The following is an 18,252-nucleotide window of genomic DNA, read 5'->3' as shown; positions in this document are numbered from 1 at the left end:
CCCTCGTGTCGTACCGCCTCAGAGACAGAGAAACAGGTGCGCGTTGGTGTATTCCGCGACTTGGCGCGACGAGGCGTATTCTGCTCTCTTGCCTTTCTTGGCACAGATACGGTCCGCCTCGGCCTGGGCGTTCACCTTCACCTCAGCCTGATCGGCAAGCATTGATGTCTGGATGGTGACGCTATCTCCGTTGTAGTCGCTCACGATCGGCGTCGCAGGCACGCATCCAGCAAGAAATGGCAGCAACAATAAAGCTTTACGCATTTAGTTCTCCTCCACAAAACAAACTCACTAAACCGTGAGTGTCGTGTGAAGATCAACTCTCGCGGCCCGTCCCGAGCGGCGCGGTCAGCGCAAGGGTGACATTTAAGTCACCCTCAGAAATCCGCCGTCGCCGGGTTCGGCCCGATCCGGCCCGCAGCAGTGTCGATCTGCTTGATCTGCGCCATCTCATGCTCGCTCAGCTCGAAATCGAACACGTCGATATTCTCGCGCATCCGCTCGTGATTGGCGGATTTGGGGATCGTCACGAGGCCCAACTGGATCTGCCAACGCAAGGTGACTTGTGCGGCGGAGACGCCGTGGCGGGCGGCGATCTCGGTGAGGATCGGGTTCGCGAGCGCCTCGCCCTGACCCAGCGGCGACCAGCATTCGGTGGTAATGCCGAGCTTTTCATGCGCCGCGCGCTGATCGGCTTGCTGGAAGCGTGGATGCAGCTCGATCTGGTTGATCGCGGGGGCCTCGCCGGTCTCCTCGATCAGCCGCTCGAGATGGTCGGGCAGGAAGTTCGACACGCCGATCGCGCGGATGCGGCCGGCGTCGCGCAACTCGATCATGGCCCGCCACGTCTCGACATATTTGTCCCTGGCGGGCATCGGCCAGTGGATCAGGTAGAGATCGAGATAGTCGAAGCCCAGCTTGTCCAACGTCTCGTCGAAGGCGCGCTTGGTTTCGTCATAACCCTGCCTGTCATTCCAGAGCTTCGAGGTCACGAAGATGTCTTCTCGTGCGACGTCGCTGTCCGCGACACCACGGCCCACGCCCGCCTCGTTGCCATAGGCCGCGGCGGTGTCGATGTGGCGATAGCCCGCATCCAGCGCATTACGGATGATGCGCGGTGTCTCGGCATCCTCCATCTTCCAGACGCCGAGGCCAAGTTGCGGGATCTTGATGCCGTCGTTGAGGGTAAGGGTCGGAACGCTCATGGTCGATCTCCTGATTGCCTATTCGGTTGGGCAACAGGTTAGGGCGGCGCCGCGTTCCGGAAAGGCTGTCACGGCGCGGTGAGGTGCAGCGCCGCGCCCCGGGACCGCGCCGCCCCGGGGGTGCCTCGACACCTTATTCGCCGCGCGGGAAGCGCTTGTTTTCTTCCAGAACGTTGAGGTTCATGTGATTGCGCATATAGGCCTCGGAGGCTTTTTTCAGCGGTTGATAGTCCCACGGGTACTGGCCGCCCTGACTGAGCGCCTCGTAGACGACCCAGCGGCGGGCCTGACTTGCCCGGACCTCTGCGTCGAAGCGATCCAGATCCCAGCGCTGAGCCGCCTCGGCTTTCAGCGCGGCATAGGCCTCGGCATGGGCAGGGTCGCCCGCGAGGTTCGTCAACTCATGCGGATCGGCCTCGACATCGAAAAGCTGATCGGGATCGAGATTGCACAGATTCAGCTTGTAGCGTCCCTTGCGCAGGCTCACGAGCGGCGCGTAGGACGCTTCGGCCGCGTATTCCATCGCCACCGCCTCTTTCCGGGGTTCGCGGCGCGCTTGCGGCAGCAGGGTCTGCCCGTCGATCCAGGGCGCGATCTCGTCCATCGAGATGCCAGCCAGATCGCAGAGCGTCGGCGTGACGTCGATCGTCGAGACCGGGTCGGAGACAAGCCCTGGCTCCAGGCCCGAAGCGGAGATCATCAGCGGCACGCGGGCCGAGCCCTCGTAGAAGCTCATCTTGAACCACAGCCCCCGCGCGCCCAGCATATCGCCGTGATCGGAGACGAAGAGGATCGTGGCCTCCTGGCGGGTGTCTTCGAGCACCTGCAGCAGCTCGCCGATCTTGTCGTCGAGATAGGACAGGTTCGCGAAATAGGCGCGGCGCGACCGGCGGATATCCTCGGTCGTGATGTCGAACTCGCGCCAGTCATTCGCGTCGAAGATCCGCTTCGAATGGTTGTCCTGCTCCTCGTAGGGGATCGTCCCGACCTCGGGTTCGAGATGCGCGCAATCCTCGTAGAGGTCCCAGTATTTCCTCCGCGCGACGTAAGGGTCGTGCGGATGGGTGAAGCTGACGGTCAGCATCCACGGCCGCGCGTCGTTACCCCGTGCCAGATCGTAGAGCTTCATCTTCGCCTCATGGGCGACGTTGTCGTCATATTCCATCTGGTTGGAAATCTCGGCCACCCCTGCCCCGGTGACCGAGCCCATGTTGTGATACCACCAGTCGATCCGCTCGCCGGGCTTGCGGTAATCCGGCGTCCAGCCGAAATCGGCAGGGTAGATATCCGTGGTCAGTCGCTCCTCGAAGCCGTGCAGCTGATCGGGGCCCACGAAATGCATCTTGCCCGAGAGGCAGGTCTGATAGCCCGCGCGGCGCAGGTGGTGCGCATAGGTGGGAATGTCCGAGCGGAACTCGGCCGCGTTGTCATAGACGCCGTTGCGCGAGGGAAGCTGGCCTGACATGAAGGCTGCGCGTCCCGGCGCGCAGAGCGGCGAGCCGGTATAGGCGTTCTCGAACCGCACCGAACGTTCCGCCAGCTTGCGCAGGTTGGGCGTGTGCAGCCATTCCGCCGGACCATCGGGAAATAGCGTCCCGTTGAGCTGATCGACCATCAGGATCAGGATGTTCTGGCGCGGCCTGCTGTCGTCCTTGGGGGAGGTTTCGAGGTCAGACATTGCGGCGCGCTCCTTTTATTGATCCACGGGTCAACAACCCCTGTAGCGATCCAGAGCGGGCAAACGCAAGGGCGCGCCAAGTCAGGCGGCCGCGATGATCCGGGCTTCGTGGCGCTTCAAGCTGGGGCGCGCGGCGAGGTAGCTTTCGGTTCCACAGCTCAATTCCGGGAACAGCGCGAGCAGTTCGTCCCGCTGCGCGCGGTCCATATCCTGCATCGTCGCCTGCCCCGGTTGAAAACTTTCGGTCCAGAGTCCGTCGGAGAAGACGATCTCGTGATTGTCGAACATCACGTGGATATAGGTAACCGCCTCGGCCTCTTCGTCGATCTCGATCCCCGGCAGCCCGACGAGATGGCGCGCCGCGGCCAGCACCTCCGACTCGCCTGCGATCAGCTGCGCGCGCGGCCCGGTCAGCAGAATGCGGTGCTGCGGCGAGACGCGCATCTCGCGCTCGGGCTGGTTCGCGCCCAGCGCGCCCGGTGCGATCTTGATGGAGCGGAATTCCGGCTTGGCCAGAAGTTCCGCAGTGCTGAGTGCGCGGATGCCGATCCAGCGGATGGGCTGGAAGCCGCTGTCGCGAGTCAGGATGCGATCACCGACCTGCAGGCTTTCGACCGGGCGGGGACCGCTATGTGTCGCGATCAGCGTGCCCGGGGTGAAGCAGGGGATGACCTTTTCGATATTCGAGAAACTGACCGTGCCGACGACCGCGCCATTGCCGTCGAAGAAATCGATCGTGCCGTTCTCCGGGTTCGTCGCATCGCGATGCACGGCGACATTGTTCCAACCCCAGTCGCTGAGGTCGATGATGTCGAAATCATCGCCCGTCTCCGAGCCGTCGATCGTGTCGCCGGGCGAGAGGTCGATGAACCTGTCGGCATCCGCGCCGCCGACGAGGGTGTCGCCGCCACCACCCGAGAGCGTATCGTTGCCCGCTCCGCCGTCGAGTTGGTCGCTGCCGACGCCGCCTTGCAGGACGTCGTTCCCCTCGCCACCGGACAGCGTGTCATTGCCGGTGCCGCCGGTGAGGCTGTCATTGCCTGCGTCTCCATAGAGCGAGTCATTGCCGGACCCGCCCAGCAGGGTGTCGTTACCGGTGCCACCGTAGAGGATGTCATCCGCGCCCGCGCCGTCGATATAATCGTCCCCGCCGTTGCCATAGAAGACGTTGGTGTAGCCATCCGTCGGGTCCGAGGAGGCGCCGTCGAAGCCGATCAGCGTATCGTTTCCCGCCGAGCCGTAGATCCCGTCGACGCCGCTGAGCGTGTCGCCCGTCGCATCGCCCCCCGTAGCGGTCCCGGCGCCGAGGTTGATGTTCACAGCGCTCGCGGAGTCGGAATAGTCGACATAGTCCATGCCGGTTCCGCCAGACAGGACGTCGCCGCCCGCGCCGCCATGCAGCGTGTCATTCCCGGTACCGCCCTCGAGCGTATCGGCCCCCGCCCCGCCATCGAGCGAGTCGCTGCCAGCGCCGCCGATCAGTCGGTCGTTACCCGTCCCGCCAATCAGCGTATCGTGCCCGATACCACCCTCGAGCCAGTCGTTATTCGCGCCGCCATCGAGGGAATCGTTGCCGTCGTTCCCGGTGAGCGTGTCGTTTCCGCTACCGCCGAGGAGCGTGTCATTGCCGGCACCCCCGATCAGCGAGTCGTTGCCCGACCCGCCGTCGATCAAATCGTCGCCCGTGCCGCCATCGACCGTGTCGTTGCCGAGGCCGGCCAGCACGGTATCGTTGCCGCCATAGGCGCGAATGTAGTCGTCATTGCCGCTGCTGCCCGCGAGGCCCGCATCGTTATTGTCCACGCGGTCTGAGCCATTCGCGATCGGCTCGACATAGTTCACGTCGATCCGGTCCGCCCCAGAGGTGCCGTCGACATAGCCGTCGTCGAAGCCGGTGACGTAGCGATCCTGCGCGAGGTTCGCGCCGTCGTCGCTGATCACGCGCCCTATGGCCATGGACTGGATCGGCTTGGCCTCGTAGGCCGCCGTGGTCGCATCGTTGGACATCTCGGGTGCGAGGAACAGGTGGCCCGAGTTGGTCTGAACGAGGACCGACTGGACTCTCGCGGTCGTGCCGTCCGTATAGGTGAGGGTCGTTTCGTAGATGACTAGACTGTCGAAGGTGAAATTCGAAACGCCGTTACCGATATCCGTGCGGATCGTATCGTTCGAGGTTGCGTTTCGGGTATCGAGAGCGCCGGACGCCCCGCCGTTATCTATTAGCGTCGCTTCGGTGATATTGCTGAAAAGAGGATCGGTCGAATCCCCAATCGTCATCCCTTCGAGGACACGCGAGTTTTCGACCTTCCAGTTCGACTCGTCGGGATCGAGGTCAAAGGGCGTCCCATTTTGATCAACAACCTGCCCGAGATATATCCAGTTGAACGTCGTGGCCATGTCGCCGCTGCTTTACCTTGTTTTCCGTCAACCGGGCCCAAGCGGGACCGGTCTCCAACCCTCGAAGACTGTGCAAAAACTATCGGGGCCTATGACGTGGCTGCTCGATTTTTATAGTTACTGGTACGCTGACACGGCCCTCATTTGGCGCGGGTTCGTGAACGCCTCGGGGCGCAAATTGGGCGAAACAAGGGCTTTCCGGGCAGGCCGACACGTATAGGGAGAGTCACGACCATTGGCCGTGAAGGCGCGGAAACTTCGGGAGAAAACTGGTAGGCCCGGCAGGACTTGAACCCGCAACCAAGGCGTTATGAGCGCCCTGCTCTAACCAATTGAGCTACAGGCCCACCATTGCATCTTCCTCTAGTGAGACGACGCGCGGGCGTCAAGAAAGCGCGAACACCCCGCCCCTTCGACGTTGCGGGGGGCGTGCGGTTACGCTAGGGCTTCGGCCAAGAGTTTACTTGCCGGAGTGCGCCGCGATGACCGAGAAAACACAGGGCCTGACCTATGCCGATGCGGGCGTCGATATCGACGCGGGCAATGCGTTGGTGGACCGGATCAAACCCGCGGCCAAGCGCACGCAGCGCTCGGGCACGATGTCGGGTCTGGGCGGCTTCGGGGCGCTCTTCGACCTGAAGGCGGCGGGCTACAACGATCCGATCCTCGTCGGCGCGACCGATGGCGTGGGCACCAAGCTGCGCATCGCGATCGACACCGGAAATGTCGACACGATCGGCATCGACCTCGTGGCGATGTGCGTCAACGATCTGGTCTGCCAAGGCGCCGAGCCTTTGTTCTTCCTGGATTATTTCGCGACCGGCAAGCTCGAGATCGATCAGGCTGCGCGCATCATCGAAGGCATCGCGGAAGGCTGCGCACAATCGGGTTGCGCGCTGATCGGCGGTGAGACGGCGGAGATGCCGGGCATGTATTCCAAGGGCGATTTCGACCTCGCGGGCTTCGCGGTCGGCGCGATGGAACGCGGCTCGGACCTGCCCGCAGGCGTGGCCGAGGGTGACGTGCTTCTGGGCCTCGGCTCGAACGGCGCGCATTCCAACGGCTATTCCTTCGTACGCAAAGTGGTCGAGATGTCCGGCCTTGGCTGGGACGCTGCCTGCCCCTTCGGTGAGGGCTCGCTTGGCGAGGCACTGCTGGCGCCAACCCGCCTCTACGTCAAACAATGCCTGGCCGCGGTGCGCGCAGGTGGCGTTCATGCGCTCGCCCATATCACCGGCGGCGGTCTGACCGAGAACCTGCCCCGCGTTCTGCCCGAGGGCATGGGCGCCACGATCGACCTCAATGCCTGGAAGCTGCCCGGCGTGTTCCGCTGGCTCGCCGAGACCGCTTCGATGGAAGAGCGTGAGCTGCTCAAGACCTTCAATTGCGGCATCGGCATGATCGTCGTCGTCGCAGCTGACAAGGCCGACGAGATCGCCACCCTGCTGGCAAGTGAAGGCGAAACCGTCACCCGCATCGGCACCGTCACCTCCGAACAGGGCATCGCCTACGAGGGCGCGCTGCTGTGATCCGTGTCGCGATCCTGATCTCGGGCGGCGGCTCGAACATGGTCCGTCTGGTCGAGAGCATGGCTGAGGACCACCCTGCCCGCCCGGTGCTGGTCGCGTCGAACGATGCGAAAGCCGGGGGGCTGGAGAAGGCCGCGCGGATGGGCGTGCCGACCGCCGCCATCGACCACCGCCCCTATGGCAAGGACCGCGCCGGTTTCGAGGCCGAGCTGCTGAAGCCGATCCTCGCCGCGAAACCCGATGTGATTTGCCTTGCGGGCTTCATGCGTGTGCTGACGCCGGAATTCGTGGCGCGGTTCGAGGGTCGGATGCTGAACATCCACCCCTCGCTTTTGCCGAAATATCCCGGCCTGCACACCCACAAGCGCGCGATCGAGGCAGGCGATGCGGTGGCGGGCTGCACGGTGCACGAGGTGACGCCGGTGCTCGACGAGGGGCCGATCCTCGGCCAGGGGCGCGTTCCGATCGAGGCAGGCGACACCCCCGACGACCTCGCGGCCCGCGTGCTGGTGCAGGAACATCGCCTCTACCCGGCCGTGCTGCGTCGCTTCGCCGAGGGCGACCGCACCCCAGTCTATCTCTGAACGCGCCCCAAGCGTTTCCCGGTAAGCACGCTCACGCCGAAATGCGCCGCACCCGCTTGCGAGCAGCCGCCGCTTCGCGCATGACAAGCACATGGAATCGATCCCGGATACGGCCCCGCGCGGGCGCATGATCGCCCCAGACCTGATCCGGGCCATAGCACTGATCGGGATGGCGATCTTCCACCTGACATACGATCTCGAGAATTTCGGCTTCGTGCCGCGCGGCACGGTCTTCCATCCGGCCTTTCTCGATTTCGCGCGTGTCGTTGCCAGTACGTTCATCTTCATGGCCGGCGTCAGCCTCGTCCTCGCCCATCGCCACGGTTTCCGTGCGGCCCCGTTCTGGCGGCGGCTGGGAAAGGTGGTGGTTGCGGCGGCGCTGGTGAGCGCGGCGACCTACGTGATGATGCCGGAATATTTCATCTATTACGGCATCCTGCATTCCATCGCGGTCAGCTCGCTCATCGGCGCGGCGCTGCTGTTCCTACCGTGGATCCTGCTCGCGGCGCTTGGCCTGATCGCGGTCTGGGTGCATCTGAACTACGCCTTCGAGTTGTTCAACCAGCCGTGGCTCTGGTGGCTGGGTCTCTCGACCCACTGGCGCCCGTCGATGGATTTCGAGCCGGTCTTCCCGTGGATCGGGCCGTTCCTTGTCGGGATGGGGGCTGCGAAACTGCTCGACCGTCTGGGGTACTGGAAACGGGCCGCGCGCTACCAGCCCGATCAGACCCGCGGGGTGATGAAAATCGCGTTGTTCGCGGGCCGCCACACCCTGCCGATCTATCTGATCCACCAGCCCATCCTCTACGGGCTGACCTGGGCCGCGTTCCTTCTGCAGCACTGAAACTTGCGCTTCTGCCACGCTATCAGGGCCGCGACGCGCCCGACCCTTCCCTTTTGTCCTATGAAGGTCTAGGGAATTTGCACCTGCGCGGGATGAGCCCGCACCGAATTGAAAGCGCGATATGCAGACCATCACCACGACCGAGGCCCTCGCGGCCTTCTGCGAAAAGGCCAAGCAAGAGCCCTACGTCACCGTCGACACCGAATTTTTGCGCGAGCGGACCTACTGGTCCAAGCTTTGCCTCGTGCAGATGGCGCTCCCCGATCATGGCGAGACCGAAGGCGAGGCCGTTCTGGTCGATCCGCTGTCCGACGACCTCTCGCTCGAGCCGCTCTACGATCTTTTCCGCCACAAGGAGACCGTGAAGGTCTTTCACGCAGCCCGGCAGGATCTGGAGATTTTCTACACCGACGCGCAGGTCTTTCCCGATCCGCTGTTCGACACGCAAATCGCCGCGATGGTCTGCGGCTTTGGCGAGCAGGTGGGTTACGAGACGCTGGTGCGCAAGATCGCCAAGCAGTCGCTCGACAAATCCTCGCGCTTCACCGACTGGTCGCGCCGTCCGCTGACCGAGGCACAGAAGAAATACGCGATCGCCGATGTCACCCATCTGCGCGTGATCTACGAATTCCTCGACGAACAGCTGAAGAAAACGGGACGCGATGCCTGGGTCGAAGAGGAAGAGGCGGTTCTGCTGAACCCCGAGACCTATATCAACCGCCCCGCAGAGGCGTGGAAGCGCGTGAAGACGCGGACCAATTCGGGCCGTTTCCTCGCCATCGTGCGCGAGCTGGCGCAGTTCCGTGAAGGTTACGCCCAGAACCGCAACATCCCGCGGAGCCGTATCTTCAAGGATGACGCGCTGCTGGAGCTGGCCTCGACCAAGCCGACCTCGATCGACGAGTTGGGCAAGTCGCGGTTGTTGCTGCGCGAGGCCCGCAAGGGCGAGATCGCCGAGGGCATCCTTACGGCGGTGCGCGAAGGGCTGGAGATGCCCAACGAGAAGCTGCCCCGCCCCGACAATCAGGCCCAACAACTGCAAGTCGATACCGCGCTTGGCGATCTGCTGCGCGTACTGCTGAAGGCGAAATCGCAGCAGGCGGGCGTCGCCGCGAAGCTGATCGCGACCTCGTCCGATCTCGACCGCATCGCCGCTGGCAAGCGCGACGTGGCCGCCCTGCAGGGCTGGCGCGCCGAGGTCTTCGGGCATGACGCGCTGCGTCTGGCCAAAGGCGAAGTGGCCCTGACCGCCGATAGCGGCGCGGTAAAGCTGGTCGACGTTTAAGGGGCACCGGAGGCGCTGCGCCTGAACGCCGGGTGGGCGCCCACTTCTTTGGTAGTCTTCGAAAGTTTCGGACGCGTTCAATGCGCGCGTTGAAGCCACCAAAGCGCCCGCCCGAGGGGGCGGTCGGACGCTGCCCGGGCCGCTGAAGCGGCTGATCCGGACAAGGCGACAAGAGAAAGGTCCGGGTTCTCCCGAGCCTCATCTAAATCAACTGAAGTGACGATCAGCGTGCCACGGACCGCGCGTTGGACACACCCTGCACCACGATCTTGCGCACGCCCTGCAGCTTGTAATTGTTGAGAAACGCTGCCGCCGAGACCTCGCGCGATTGCGGGTTCATCACGCGGCGCGCATCGGGGCTGTCGGCGGGCGGCGGCGAGACCATGAAGACATAGGTCACCGTGCCGTTCTCATCCGGTGCGCCGCTGTTCAGCGGAACCAGATCGGTGTCCCAGTAGCCTTGCGTCGGCGGCAGCCCCATCGCGGTGATGATCGCACCCGAAGGGATCTTCTCGACCGAGAGCGAGGAGACCTGCGCGATCTGCTGCTGGTTCGGCTTGCCGACCTTCACGGGGTAGCCGCCCCGCGGGGCGAGTGTCTGCACCGGCGCGGCCGTGTCGCGCCCGAACCAGTTGAACGGGTTGAGCTTGCTGTCACGGATGGTGCCGCAGCCTGCGGTGGTGAGCGTCAGGGCAAGTGCCGCGATCAGGGCTTTGTTCATGATGGCTCCGATACTGTCCCGGGTCTGGACCCGATTTCGTGGTAGCCCATTGCGGCGCTTTTGAAAAGCCGCGTCTGGACCCTCGGGCGCGAACCCGTTACCCAAGAGACAATTCCCTGTCCCAAGGAGCGAGTGACCATGGCGCGCGAAGCCTTTGAAGAGATTGCCGAGACCTTCGAATTTCTCGACGACTGGGAGGACCGCTACCGTCACGTGATCGAGCTGGGCCGCGAATTGCCGCCCCTCGACGATGCGGTGAAGGTGCCTGCGACCAAGGTGGAGGGCTGTGCGAGCCAGGTCTGGCTGCTGCCCCGGATCGAGGGGACCGGCCCGAATGCGGTGTTCGACTTTCAGGGCGAGAGCGATGCGATGATCGTGCAGGGCCTCATCGCGATCCTGCATGCGCTCTATTCGGGGCTGACCGCCGAAGAGGTGCTGGAGGTCGACGCACCCGCCGAGCTGGGCCGTCTGGGCCTGAACGACCACCTATCGGCACAGCGCTCGAACGGGTTGCGCGCAATGGTGGAGCGTATCCGCAAGCTGGCCGGTGAGGCTGCGGGGGCGTAAGGCCTTCGGTTTTCTATTTAGCGACAGAGGGACGCGCCCGAGCCTCGGGTGGGCGCGTTGATGCGCATGCGGCTGGACGGTTTATCTCGCAAGCCCAAGCGACCTCCATGCCGGCGCCGACATCGAAAATGCGCCCTCCCTGGGGGAGGGTCGGGCGCGGCCCGGGTCTGGTGGTCCGGCGCCAATCACCCCAAACGAAAACGGCCGGTCCAGCGACCGGCCGTTTCCCATTTCCCTGCCCCGCAGATCAGTCGATCAGCGGCAGCAACTGGTTCACCGAGTCCTTGGCGTCGCCATAGAACATCCGGGTGTTCTCCTTATAGAACAGCGGGTTCTCGATGCCCGAATAGCCGGTACCCTGACCGCGCTTCGAGACGAAGACCTGCTTGGCCCTCCAAACCTCCAAAACCGGCATGCCAGCGATCGGCGAGTTCGGATCTTCCTGTGCGGCGGGGTTCACGATGTCGTTCGAGCCGATGACGATCACCACGTCGGTATCGGGGAAGTCCTCGTTGATCTCGTCCATTTCCAGAACGATGTCGTAAGGCACTTTCGCCTCGGCCAGCAGCACGTTCATGTGCCCCGGCAGACGACCCGCGACCGGGTGGATCGCGAAGCGGACTTCTTTGCCCTGGCTGCGCAGCTTGCGGGTCAGTTCCGACACCGCCTGCTGAGCCTGCGCCACCGCCATGCCGTAGCCCGGCACGATGATCACGCTGTCCGCGTCGCGCAGAGCGGAGGCCACGCCGTCCGCGTCGATCGCGATCTGCTCGCCCTCGACTTCCATCGCGGGACCGGAGGTGCCGCCGAAGCCGCCGAGGATAACGCTGATGAACGAGCGGTTCATCGCCTTGCACATGATGTAGGACAGGATCGCACCCGAGGAGCCGACCAGCGCGCCGACCACGATCAGAAGATCGTTGCCCAGCGAGAAGCCGATCGCCGCCGCAGCCCAGCCCGAATAGGAGTTCAGCATCGACACCACGACCGGCATATCGGCGCCGCCGATGCCCATGATCAGGTGGTAGCCGATGAAGAACGCCAGAAGGGTCATCAGGATCAGCGCCCAGGCCCCTGCCCCGTTGATGAACGCGATCAGCAGGATCACCGAGAGGATCGCGGCGATCGCATTGAGGATATGCCCGCCCGGCAGCTTGGTGGCCTTCGAGGTCACCTTGCCCGCGAGCTTGCCGAACGCGACCACAGACCCGGTGAAGGTCACGGCCCCGATGAACACGCCGAGGAACAGTTCGACGCGCAGGATCGACAGTTCGACCGGCGTCTTGTGCGCGATCAGAGCGGCGAAGCCCTTCAGCGCGTGCTGCTCTTCCACGCCCATCGCGCCGACGCGCGCCATCTCGATATAGGCGTTGTAGCCCACGAAGACGGCGGCAAGACCGACCAGCGAGTGCATCGCGGCAACCAGCTGCGGCATTTCCGTCATCTGCACCCGGTTCGCCACGAACCAGCCGATGATGCCACCAGCCGCGATCAGGATGACCGAGAGAAGCCACAGCCCCGAGCCGGGGCCGATCAGCGTCGCCAGAACCGCAAGGCCCATGCCGACGATGCCATACCACACCGCCCGTTTTGCGCTTTCCTGCCCCGAGAGGCCGCCAAGCGAGAGGATGAAGAGAACTGCCGCGACGACATAGGCGGCGGTCGAGAATCCGTTTTCCATTACGCTCTCCCCCTCTTACGACTTCTGGAACATGGCGAGCATGCGCCGGGTGACCATGAAGCCACCGAAGATGTTGATCCCGGCCATGAACACCGACAGCGCTGCGAGCACGATCACGAGCCACGAGCCCGAACCGATCTGCAACAGTGCGCCGAGGATGATGATCGACGAGATCGCGTTGGTCACAGCCATCAGCGGCGTGTGCAGCGAGTGCGAGACGTTCCAGATCACCTGGAAGCCCACGAAACAGCTGAGCACGAAGACGATGAAGTGCTGCATGAAGCTGGCCGGTGCGACGAGGCCCACGCCCAGAAGCACGATCGCGCCCACGGCGAGCAGCGTCACCTGATTGCGGGTCTGCTTCTTGAACGCGGCGACCTCATTGGCGCGCTTTTCCTCCGGCGTCAGCTCCTTGGCCTTTTCCTTCGGCTTCTGCGCCGCAATCGCGGCCACCTTGGGTTTCGGCGGCGGGAAGGTGATCTCGCCCTGATAGGCCACGGTCGCGCCGCGGATCACGTCGTCTTCCATGTCATGGACGACGACACCGTCCTTCTCGGGCGTCAGATCCGTCATCATGTGACGGATATTGGTCGCGTAGAGCGTCGAGCTCTGCGTCGCCATGCGGCTCGGGAAATCGGTGTAGCCGACGATGGTCACGCCATTGTCGCTCACGATCTTCTGGTCCGGCACGGTCAGTTCGCAGTTGCCGCCACGCTCGGCGGCGAGGTCGACGATCACCGAGCCCGGCTTCATCGCCTCGACCATGTCCTTGGTCCAAAGCACGGGCGCATCGCGGCCCGGGATCAGCGCGGTGGTGATGACGATGTCGATATCGGGCGCCAGTTCGCGGAATTTCGCGAGCTGCGCTTCGCGGAATTCCGGACTGGAAGGCTTGGCGTAGCCGCCCGTCTCCGCGCCGTCGGTCTGGCTTTCCTCGAAATCGAGATAGACGAATTCCGCGCCCATCGACTCGATCTGCTCGGCCACTTCGGGACGCACGTCGAACGCATAGGTGATCGCACCCAGCGAGGTCGAAGCCCCGATCGCGGCAAGACCGGCCACACCGGCACCAACAACGAGCACTTTCGCCGGCGGAACCTTACCTGCCGCCGTCACCTGACCGGTGAAGAAGCGGCCGAAATTGTTGCCTGCCTCGAGCACCGCACGGTAGCCTGCGATATTGGCCATGGAGGACAGCGCATCCATCTTCTGCGCGCGCGAAATCCGCGGGACCATGTCCATCGCGATCACGTTCGCACCGGTCTTCTCGGCGGCTTTCAGAAGCTCTTCGTTCTGGGCCGGGTAGAAGAACGAGATCAGGGTCTGGCCGGGCTTGAGGCGCTTGACCTCCGTATCGCTCGGCGGCCGAACCTTGATGACGAAATCCACGTCCTTGAACAGCGCGGCGGCGGTTTTGACGACGGTCACATTCGCGGCCTCGTAAGCCTCGTCTGTGAAGCCGGCACGGACGCCTGCTCCGGTCTCGATGAAGCACTCATGGCCCAGCTTTTGCAGCTGCAAAGCCGAGTCGGGCGTCATGGCGACCCGCGCCTCGCCCTCGAAAATCTCCTTTGGAGCTCCGATTTTCACTCTAACTCCCCCTTGGATAGCGGTGCGTTTAGCCGCTGGCCTGCGCACCCGGAATCTTGCGACGTACTCCTTAGCATCGCGCAATAATGTTTCACAAGCAGCTATGGCTCGTAAAACCTTCTTAATCGCTCACAGCGCCACTCACCGGTTCGTGTATACCATTGAATACCGAAATTCGGGGTAATTTATTTAGTTAGATCAGGGTGTTATGGCGCGCCTTTTCAGCTGCTGCGCGATTGCGGCAACATCAGATTTTTTTGCGCCCGCAGCACTTTGCCGCGGCCCGATCAGAGCCAGCGTCGGGTCCGGGCACGATAGGCGGTGTAGGTTTCGCCGAAATGCGCCGCGATCCTTGCTTCTTCGCCAAGAATGTAACGCCGTGTGATGAACCACATGAAAACTGGCACCAGCAGAAGCCCCAAAGGCGCGTGCCAGATCAGCGCAAGCCCGGCCAGCACCAGCGCATCACCCAGATAGATCGGGTTGCGCGACAGCGCGAAGACGCCGGAGGTCACAAGGTCGGACGGGTCACGGCGCGGAATGAAGGTGGTGCGGCGGAGCAGCATCTGACCCACCGCGACCAGCATCAATGCGAGCCCGAGCGCGATCGCGATCAGCCCGAGCGCGCGGTCATATCGAAAAGGCATCGGCACGACCTGCCCCAGCGCCCAGACCAGCGCCGCGAACAGTACGAGCCAGAGCGGCGGGATATCGATCTCGCGCAGAGGGTTCATCGCGAACAGCTCAGAGCTTGTACACGGTGAGTTCGGGCAGATCGGTCAGCGGCACCTCGAGCAGACGCAGCGCAGGCAGCGACACTTCCGAACCAGAGCCTGCCGCCTTGCCCGACGGGATCAGGGTGACCTTCGCCGACTTCCCGGTCTTCGGGTCCTCGATCCGGCCGGGGGTCTCGCTTTTCACCAGCCCGGTCTTTACCCAGAAGCCCGGATCGGCGGGATCGCCGAGGCTCGCGATGGTTGTGCCGAGCTTGGTCTCGCCGCCCACGGGTTTCTTCGCAGCCTCGGCACGCTGTTCCGCCGTGGTGGTGTCGAGGGAATCGGCAGATTTCGCACTGGGCTTCGGGATCGGGGCCGCGTCCCGCGCGGTCGCGGGGCCGCGCGCTGTCGCAGAATTCGGGGCGGCTGCGTTGGGACCGTTGAGCCCCAGCGTGGCGCAGCCCGCAATCGGCATCATCAATACGAGCGCGAGGATCGGGCGAGCGAGGGGTTTGCGCATTCGAAATCTCCTTGAAATCTAACCGAGCCTATGCCCAGTCCGCGCCCGGTGTCACCCCCTCGCACGGTCGCCTGCCCGGCGACCGATCCGCTTCGATCCGCGCGACGGCCCTTGCCGCCCCCCGTCACGCGCCTTACCTTCCGCAACATGGAAAACACGCCCCTCATCGACCCCTTCGCCCGCCCGATCGACTATTTGCGGGTCTCGGTCACCGATCGCTGCGATTTTCGCTGCACCTATTGCATGGCCGAACACATGCAGTTCCTGCCGAAAAAGGAACTGCTGACCCTCGAGGAACTGGACCGGCTCTGCTCTACCTTCATCCGCCTCGGCGTGAAGAAGCTGCGCATCACCGGGGGCGAGCCGCTGGTACGGCGTGACATCATGACCTTCTTCCGCTCGATCGCGCGCCATCTCGACACCGGCGACCTGCGCGAGCTTACGCTGACCACCAATGGCTCGCAGCTTGCGAAATTCGCCGATGATCTCGCAGCTTTGGGGATGAAGCGGATCAACGTCTCGCTCGACACGCTGGATGCCGACAAATTCGCGAAGATCACCCGCTGGGGGCGGCTCGAACAGGTTCTGAAAGGGCTGGAGGCCGCGAAACGCGCGGGCCTCAAGGTCAAGATTAACACCGTCGCGCTGAAGGGCTTCAACGAGGACGAGCTGTTCACCCTCATCGACTGGTGCGCGGCGGAAGGCTTCGACCTGACCTTCATCGAAGTGATGCCGATGGGCGAGATGGGTGAAGACCTGCGGCTCGATCAATACTGGCCGCTGTCAGATGTGCGCAAGGCGATGGCCGAACGCTTCACCCTGACCGATCTGGCGGAATCGACCGGCGGGCCTGCGCGCTACGTCCGGCTGGAAGAAAGCGGCCAGAAGATCGGCTTCATCACGCCGCTGACGCATAACTTCTGTGAGAACTGCAACCGTGTGCGGGTGACCTGCACGGGCGAGCTGTTCATGTGCCTCGGCCAGGAGGACAACGCCGATCTGCGCGCACCCCTGCGGGCCAGCGAGGACGACGCGGCGCTGGAAGCGGCAATCCGCGAGGCGATCTCGCGCAAGCCCAAGGGCCATGATTTCGACTATTCGCGCCAGACCGTCTCGGGCCAGATGTCGCGCCACATGAGCCATACCGGCGGTTGACAGTTACCGGCCTACGTTCGTCGCACACGCAGCGCAGGTCTCGGTCAACTCACGGGAATTTGGTGTCGGGGGCCAACTCCGGCGTGACTCAAATCAATGCGCGACGGCACTCCTTCTGGCAGGCTCCCTACAAAGAAAGGGAGCCAAACCAATGTATTCCAACATTCTCGTGCCCGTCGCCTTCGACGAAGATCACAACCCCGACGCCGCGCTCAATGTCGCGCGAGCGCTGGCTGGCGACGGGGCGCGCGTCACCCTGCTGCACGTGATGGAAGACGTCCCCGCCTATGCGATCAATTACATGCCGGAGGGCTATGCCGAGGAACTGCGCAAGACGCTGGAACGCGACCTCGCCACGCGCGCAGCGGAGTTCGACAATGGTGACTGGGCGATCGTCGAGGGCCAGCCTGGCCATGAAATTCTGAGTTACGCCGAGCATATCGGGGCGGATTGCATCGTGATCGCGTCGCACCGTCCGGGCTTTGGCGACTACCTGATCGGCTCGACCGCCTCGCGCGTCGTGCGCCATGCAAAATGCGCCGTTATGGTCATGCGCTGACGCTCACTCGGCAGGCAGCCGCGCCTCGATCATGCCGACGAACCAGCTTGCGCCAGCCGGAAGGATCGCGTCGTTGAAGTCGTATTCTGCGTGATGAAGGGGCGCGCTGGGGCCGTTGCCGATGAAGCCGTAGGCCCCGGGGCGCACCTCGAGCATATAGGCGAAATCCTCCGCGCCCATCATCGGATCGACGTTGCGGTCGCAGGCGCCTGCCACGGCCTCGGCCACCTGTGCTGCGACCTCGGCCGCCGCCGGGTCGTTGCGCGTGACCGGATAGCCGCGCCGGTAGTCGACCTCTGCCGTCGCCTCATGGGTCGCAGCCACTCCCTGCGCGATCTCGCGCAGGCGACGCTCGGCCAGATCGCGGGTCTCGGCGCTCATCGTGCGCACCGTCCCGCCGAGGCTCACCGAATTGCCGATCACGTTGAGCGCCTTCGAGTCGGTCTCCAGCGTCGTGACCGAGAGTACGATCTCCTCCAGCGGATCGGTCGCGCGCGACACGATGCTTTGCAACGCGAGGATCAGATGCGCGGAGATCGGCACCGGATCTATCACCTCCTGCGGTTTCGCCGCATGGCCGCCCTTGCCGGTCACCACGATGTCGAAGAAATCCGCCGCCGCCATCATCGCATCTGGCCGGATGCCGAAGCTGCCCGGCTCCATCCCCGGCATGTTGTGCAGCGCATAGACCTCTTCGATGCCGAAGCGCTCCATCAGGCCGTCTTCGATCATCGCCTTGGCCCCGGCCCCGCCCTCCTCGGCGGGCTGGAAGATCACCACCGCACGCCCTGCGAAATTTCGTGTCTCGCAGAGGTATTTCGCCGTAGCGAGCAGAGTCGACGTGTGCCCGTCATGGCCGCAGGCATGCATCTTGCCCTCGACCTCGGAGGCATGTTTGGCGCCGGTTTTCTCGCGGATCGGCAGCGCATCCATATCCGCGCGCAGCCCAACGCAGCGCAGCCCGCCCTGGCGCGCGCCCTGCCCTTCGATCACGCCGACGACGCCAGAGCGCCCAATCCCCTCGACCACCTCATCGCAGCCAAATTCCCGCAGTAGGTCGGCCACGCGGCCCGATGTCCGCGGCAGATCGTAAAGCAGTTCGGGATTGCGGTGAAAATCGTGCCGCCATGCGGTGGCTTCCGCGTGCATCTCGGCAAAACGGTTCTTGATCGGCATGCTCGCTCCTTGGTTGGCGCTACCCTGCCTCGCGGCGCGCACGGG

General features: G+C 63.9%; 17 protein-coding genes and 1 tRNA gene. 7 read left to right on the top strand and 11 right to left on the bottom strand.

The window, feature by feature from the left end; genetic code table 11:
• Positions 1 to 18 precede the first annotated feature (18 nt).
• The 5 genes from BMG03_RS07890 to BMG03_RS07870 all read right to left on the bottom strand — a co-directional run bounded on the left by BMG03_RS07890 (position 19) and on the right by BMG03_RS07870 (position 5,627).
• Complete coding sequence (locus BMG03_RS07890) at positions 19 to 264, bottom strand: hypothetical protein (protein WP_075774412.1); 246 nt, start codon at positions 262 to 264, stop codon at positions 19 to 21.
• Positions 265 to 377: 113 nt separating this feature from the next.
• Positions 378 to 1,205, bottom strand: a complete 828-nt coding sequence (locus BMG03_RS07885) for an aldo/keto reductase (protein ID WP_075774411.1) — start codon at positions 1,203 to 1,205, stop codon at positions 378 to 380.
• 133 nt (positions 1,206 to 1,338) lie between these two features.
• Positions 1,339 to 2,883, bottom strand: coding sequence for a choline-sulfatase (gene betC / locus BMG03_RS07880; RefSeq protein WP_075774410.1), 1,545 nt, complete (start codon positions 2,881 to 2,883; stop codon positions 1,339 to 1,341).
• 81 nt (positions 2,884 to 2,964) lie between these two features.
• Positions 2,965 to 5,280, bottom strand: a complete 2,316-nt coding sequence (locus BMG03_RS07875; protein ID WP_075774409.1) for a Hint domain-containing protein — start codon at positions 5,278 to 5,280, stop codon at positions 2,965 to 2,967.
• A gap of 270 nt (positions 5,281 to 5,550) precedes the next feature.
• Positions 5,551 to 5,627: transfer RNA gene (locus BMG03_RS07870), tRNA-Ile, on the bottom strand.
• 135 nt (positions 5,628 to 5,762) lie between these two features.
• Here BMG03_RS07870 and purM point away from each other — a divergent pair.
• The 4 genes from purM to rnd all read left to right on the top strand — a co-directional run bounded on the left by purM (position 5,763) and on the right by rnd (position 9,522).
• A complete protein-coding gene (gene purM / locus BMG03_RS07865) occupies positions 5,763 to 6,809 on the top strand; it encodes a phosphoribosylformylglycinamidine cyclo-ligase (RefSeq protein WP_075774408.1) in 1,047 nt (348 codons plus the stop codon).
• A complete protein-coding gene (gene purN, locus BMG03_RS07860; protein ID WP_075774407.1) occupies positions 6,806 to 7,393 on the top strand; it encodes a phosphoribosylglycinamide formyltransferase in 588 nt (195 codons plus the stop codon). The genes purM and purN overlap by 4 nt, the downstream gene beginning before the upstream one ends.
• Positions 7,394 to 7,484: 91 nt before the next feature.
• Positions 7,485 to 8,237 (top strand): acetyltransferase domain-containing protein, encoded by a 753-nt coding sequence (locus tag BMG03_RS07855; RefSeq protein ID WP_075774406.1) that lies wholly within the window; start codon positions 7,485 to 7,487, stop codon positions 8,235 to 8,237.
• Positions 8,238 to 8,358: 121 nt separating this feature from the next.
• Positions 8,359 to 9,522 carry a ribonuclease D gene (gene rnd / locus BMG03_RS07850; RefSeq protein ID WP_075774405.1) on the top strand — a complete coding sequence of 388 codons (1,164 nt, stop codon included), beginning with the start codon at positions 8,359 to 8,361 and terminating at the stop codon, positions 9,520 to 9,522.
• A 223-nt stretch (positions 9,523 to 9,745) separates the two neighbouring features.
• Here rnd and BMG03_RS07845 read toward each other — a convergent pair whose 3' ends face one another.
• The gene (locus BMG03_RS07845) at positions 9,746 to 10,243 is read right to left on the bottom strand and encodes a hypothetical protein (protein WP_075774404.1); all 498 of its coding nucleotides are present in this window, start codon (positions 10,241 to 10,243) and stop codon (positions 9,746 to 9,748) included.
• Positions 10,244 to 10,381: 138 nt separating this feature from the next.
• Here BMG03_RS07845 and BMG03_RS07840 point away from each other — a divergent pair, with 138 nt between their 5' ends.
• Positions 10,382 to 10,810 carry a SufE family protein gene (locus tag BMG03_RS07840; RefSeq protein WP_075774403.1) on the top strand — a complete coding sequence of 143 codons (429 nt, stop codon included), beginning with the start codon at positions 10,382 to 10,384 and terminating at the stop codon, positions 10,808 to 10,810.
• 247 nt (positions 10,811 to 11,057) lie between these two features.
• Here the strand turns inward: BMG03_RS07840 and BMG03_RS07835 are convergent, their stop codons facing one another.
• The 4 genes from BMG03_RS07835 to BMG03_RS07820 form a co-directional block, all read right to left on the bottom strand.
• Positions 11,058 to 12,491: an NAD(P)(+) transhydrogenase (Re/Si-specific) subunit beta gene (locus BMG03_RS07835; protein WP_075774402.1), complete on the bottom strand. Its 1,434-nt coding sequence runs from the start codon at positions 12,489 to 12,491 to the stop codon at positions 11,058 to 11,060.
• Positions 12,492 to 12,506: 15 nt separating this feature from the next.
• Entirely contained in the window at positions 12,507 to 14,081 is a 1,575-nt protein-coding gene (locus BMG03_RS07830; protein WP_075774401.1) for a Re/Si-specific NAD(P)(+) transhydrogenase subunit alpha, read from the bottom strand.
• Between the two features lie 287 nt (positions 14,082 to 14,368).
• Complete coding sequence (locus tag BMG03_RS07825) at positions 14,369 to 14,815, bottom strand: methyltransferase family protein (protein WP_240497728.1); 447 nt, start codon at positions 14,813 to 14,815, stop codon at positions 14,369 to 14,371.
• A 10-nt stretch (positions 14,816 to 14,825) separates the two neighbouring features.
• The gene (locus tag BMG03_RS07820) at positions 14,826 to 15,317 is read right to left on the bottom strand and encodes a hypothetical protein (protein WP_075774400.1); all 492 of its coding nucleotides are present in this window, start codon (positions 15,315 to 15,317) and stop codon (positions 14,826 to 14,828) included.
• Positions 15,318 to 15,464: 147 nt separating this feature from the next.
• On the opposite strand from BMG03_RS07820, the gene moaA reads away from it, so the two are divergent.
• The gene (gene moaA, locus BMG03_RS07815; RefSeq protein WP_075774399.1) at positions 15,465 to 16,472 is read left to right on the top strand and encodes a GTP 3',8-cyclase MoaA; all 1,008 of its coding nucleotides are present in this window, start codon (positions 15,465 to 15,467) and stop codon (positions 16,470 to 16,472) included.
• Positions 16,473 to 16,623: 151 nt separating this feature from the next.
• Entirely contained in the window at positions 16,624 to 17,031 is a 408-nt protein-coding gene (locus tag BMG03_RS07810; RefSeq protein WP_075774398.1) for a universal stress protein, read from the top strand.
• A 3-nt stretch (positions 17,032 to 17,034) separates the two neighbouring features.
• Here the strand turns inward: BMG03_RS07810 and BMG03_RS07805 are convergent, their stop codons facing one another.
• Positions 17,035 to 18,207, bottom strand: a complete 1,173-nt coding sequence (locus tag BMG03_RS07805; RefSeq protein ID WP_075774397.1) for a M20 aminoacylase family protein — start codon at positions 18,205 to 18,207, stop codon at positions 17,035 to 17,037.
• Between the last annotated feature and the right edge of the window lie 45 nt (positions 18,208 to 18,252).

The sequence above is a fragment of the Thioclava nitratireducens genome (assembly GCF_001940525.2).
Lineage (GTDB): Bacteria > Pseudomonadota > Alphaproteobacteria > Rhodobacterales > Rhodobacteraceae > Thioclava > Thioclava nitratireducens.
This window is presented reverse-complemented; position numbering and strand designations above follow the sequence as displayed.

Excerpts from the sequence above, each read along its gene's own strand:
- BMG03_RS07875 (WP_075774409.1), bottom strand. The coding sequence starts at position 5,280 with ATGGCCACGACGTTCAACTGGATATATCTCGGGCAGGTTGTTGATCAA.
- BMG03_RS07855 (WP_075774406.1), top strand. The coding sequence starts at position 7,485 with ATGGAATCGATCCCGGATACGGCCCCGCGCGGGCGCATGATCGCCCCA.
- moaA (WP_075774399.1), top strand. The coding sequence starts at position 15,465 with ATGGAAAACACGCCCCTCATCGACCCCTTCGCCCGCCCGATCGACTAT.
- BMG03_RS07825 (WP_240497728.1), bottom strand. The coding sequence starts at position 14,815 with ATGAACCCTCTGCGCGAGATCGATATCCCGCCGCTCTGGCTCGTACTG.
- BMG03_RS07845 (WP_075774404.1), bottom strand. The coding sequence starts at position 10,243 with ATGAACAAAGCCCTGATCGCGGCACTTGCCCTGACGCTCACCACCGCA.
- BMG03_RS07835 (WP_075774402.1), bottom strand. The coding sequence starts at position 12,491 with ATGGAAAACGGATTCTCGACCGCCGCCTATGTCGTCGCGGCAGTTCTC.
- BMG03_RS07805 (WP_075774397.1), bottom strand. The coding sequence starts at position 18,207 with ATGCCGATCAAGAACCGTTTTGCCGAGATGCACGCGGAAGCCACCGCA.
- BMG03_RS07890 (WP_075774412.1), bottom strand. The coding sequence starts at position 264 with ATGCGTAAAGCTTTATTGTTGCTGCCATTTCTTGCTGGATGCGTGCCT.
- BMG03_RS07885 (WP_075774411.1), bottom strand. The coding sequence starts at position 1,205 with ATGAGCGTTCCGACCCTTACCCTCAACGACGGCATCAAGATCCCGCAA.
- BMG03_RS07820 (WP_075774400.1), bottom strand. The coding sequence starts at position 15,317 with ATGCGCAAACCCCTCGCTCGCCCGATCCTCGCGCTCGTATTGATGATG.
- BMG03_RS07840 (WP_075774403.1), top strand. The coding sequence starts at position 10,382 with ATGGCGCGCGAAGCCTTTGAAGAGATTGCCGAGACCTTCGAATTTCTC.
- betC (WP_075774410.1), bottom strand. The coding sequence starts at position 2,883 with ATGTCTGACCTCGAAACCTCCCCCAAGGACGACAGCAGGCCGCGCCAG.
- rnd (WP_075774405.1), top strand. The coding sequence starts at position 8,359 with ATGCAGACCATCACCACGACCGAGGCCCTCGCGGCCTTCTGCGAAAAG.
- BMG03_RS07810 (WP_075774398.1), top strand. The coding sequence starts at position 16,624 with ATGTATTCCAACATTCTCGTGCCCGTCGCCTTCGACGAAGATCACAAC.
- purM (WP_075774408.1), top strand. The coding sequence starts at position 5,763 with ATGACCGAGAAAACACAGGGCCTGACCTATGCCGATGCGGGCGTCGAT.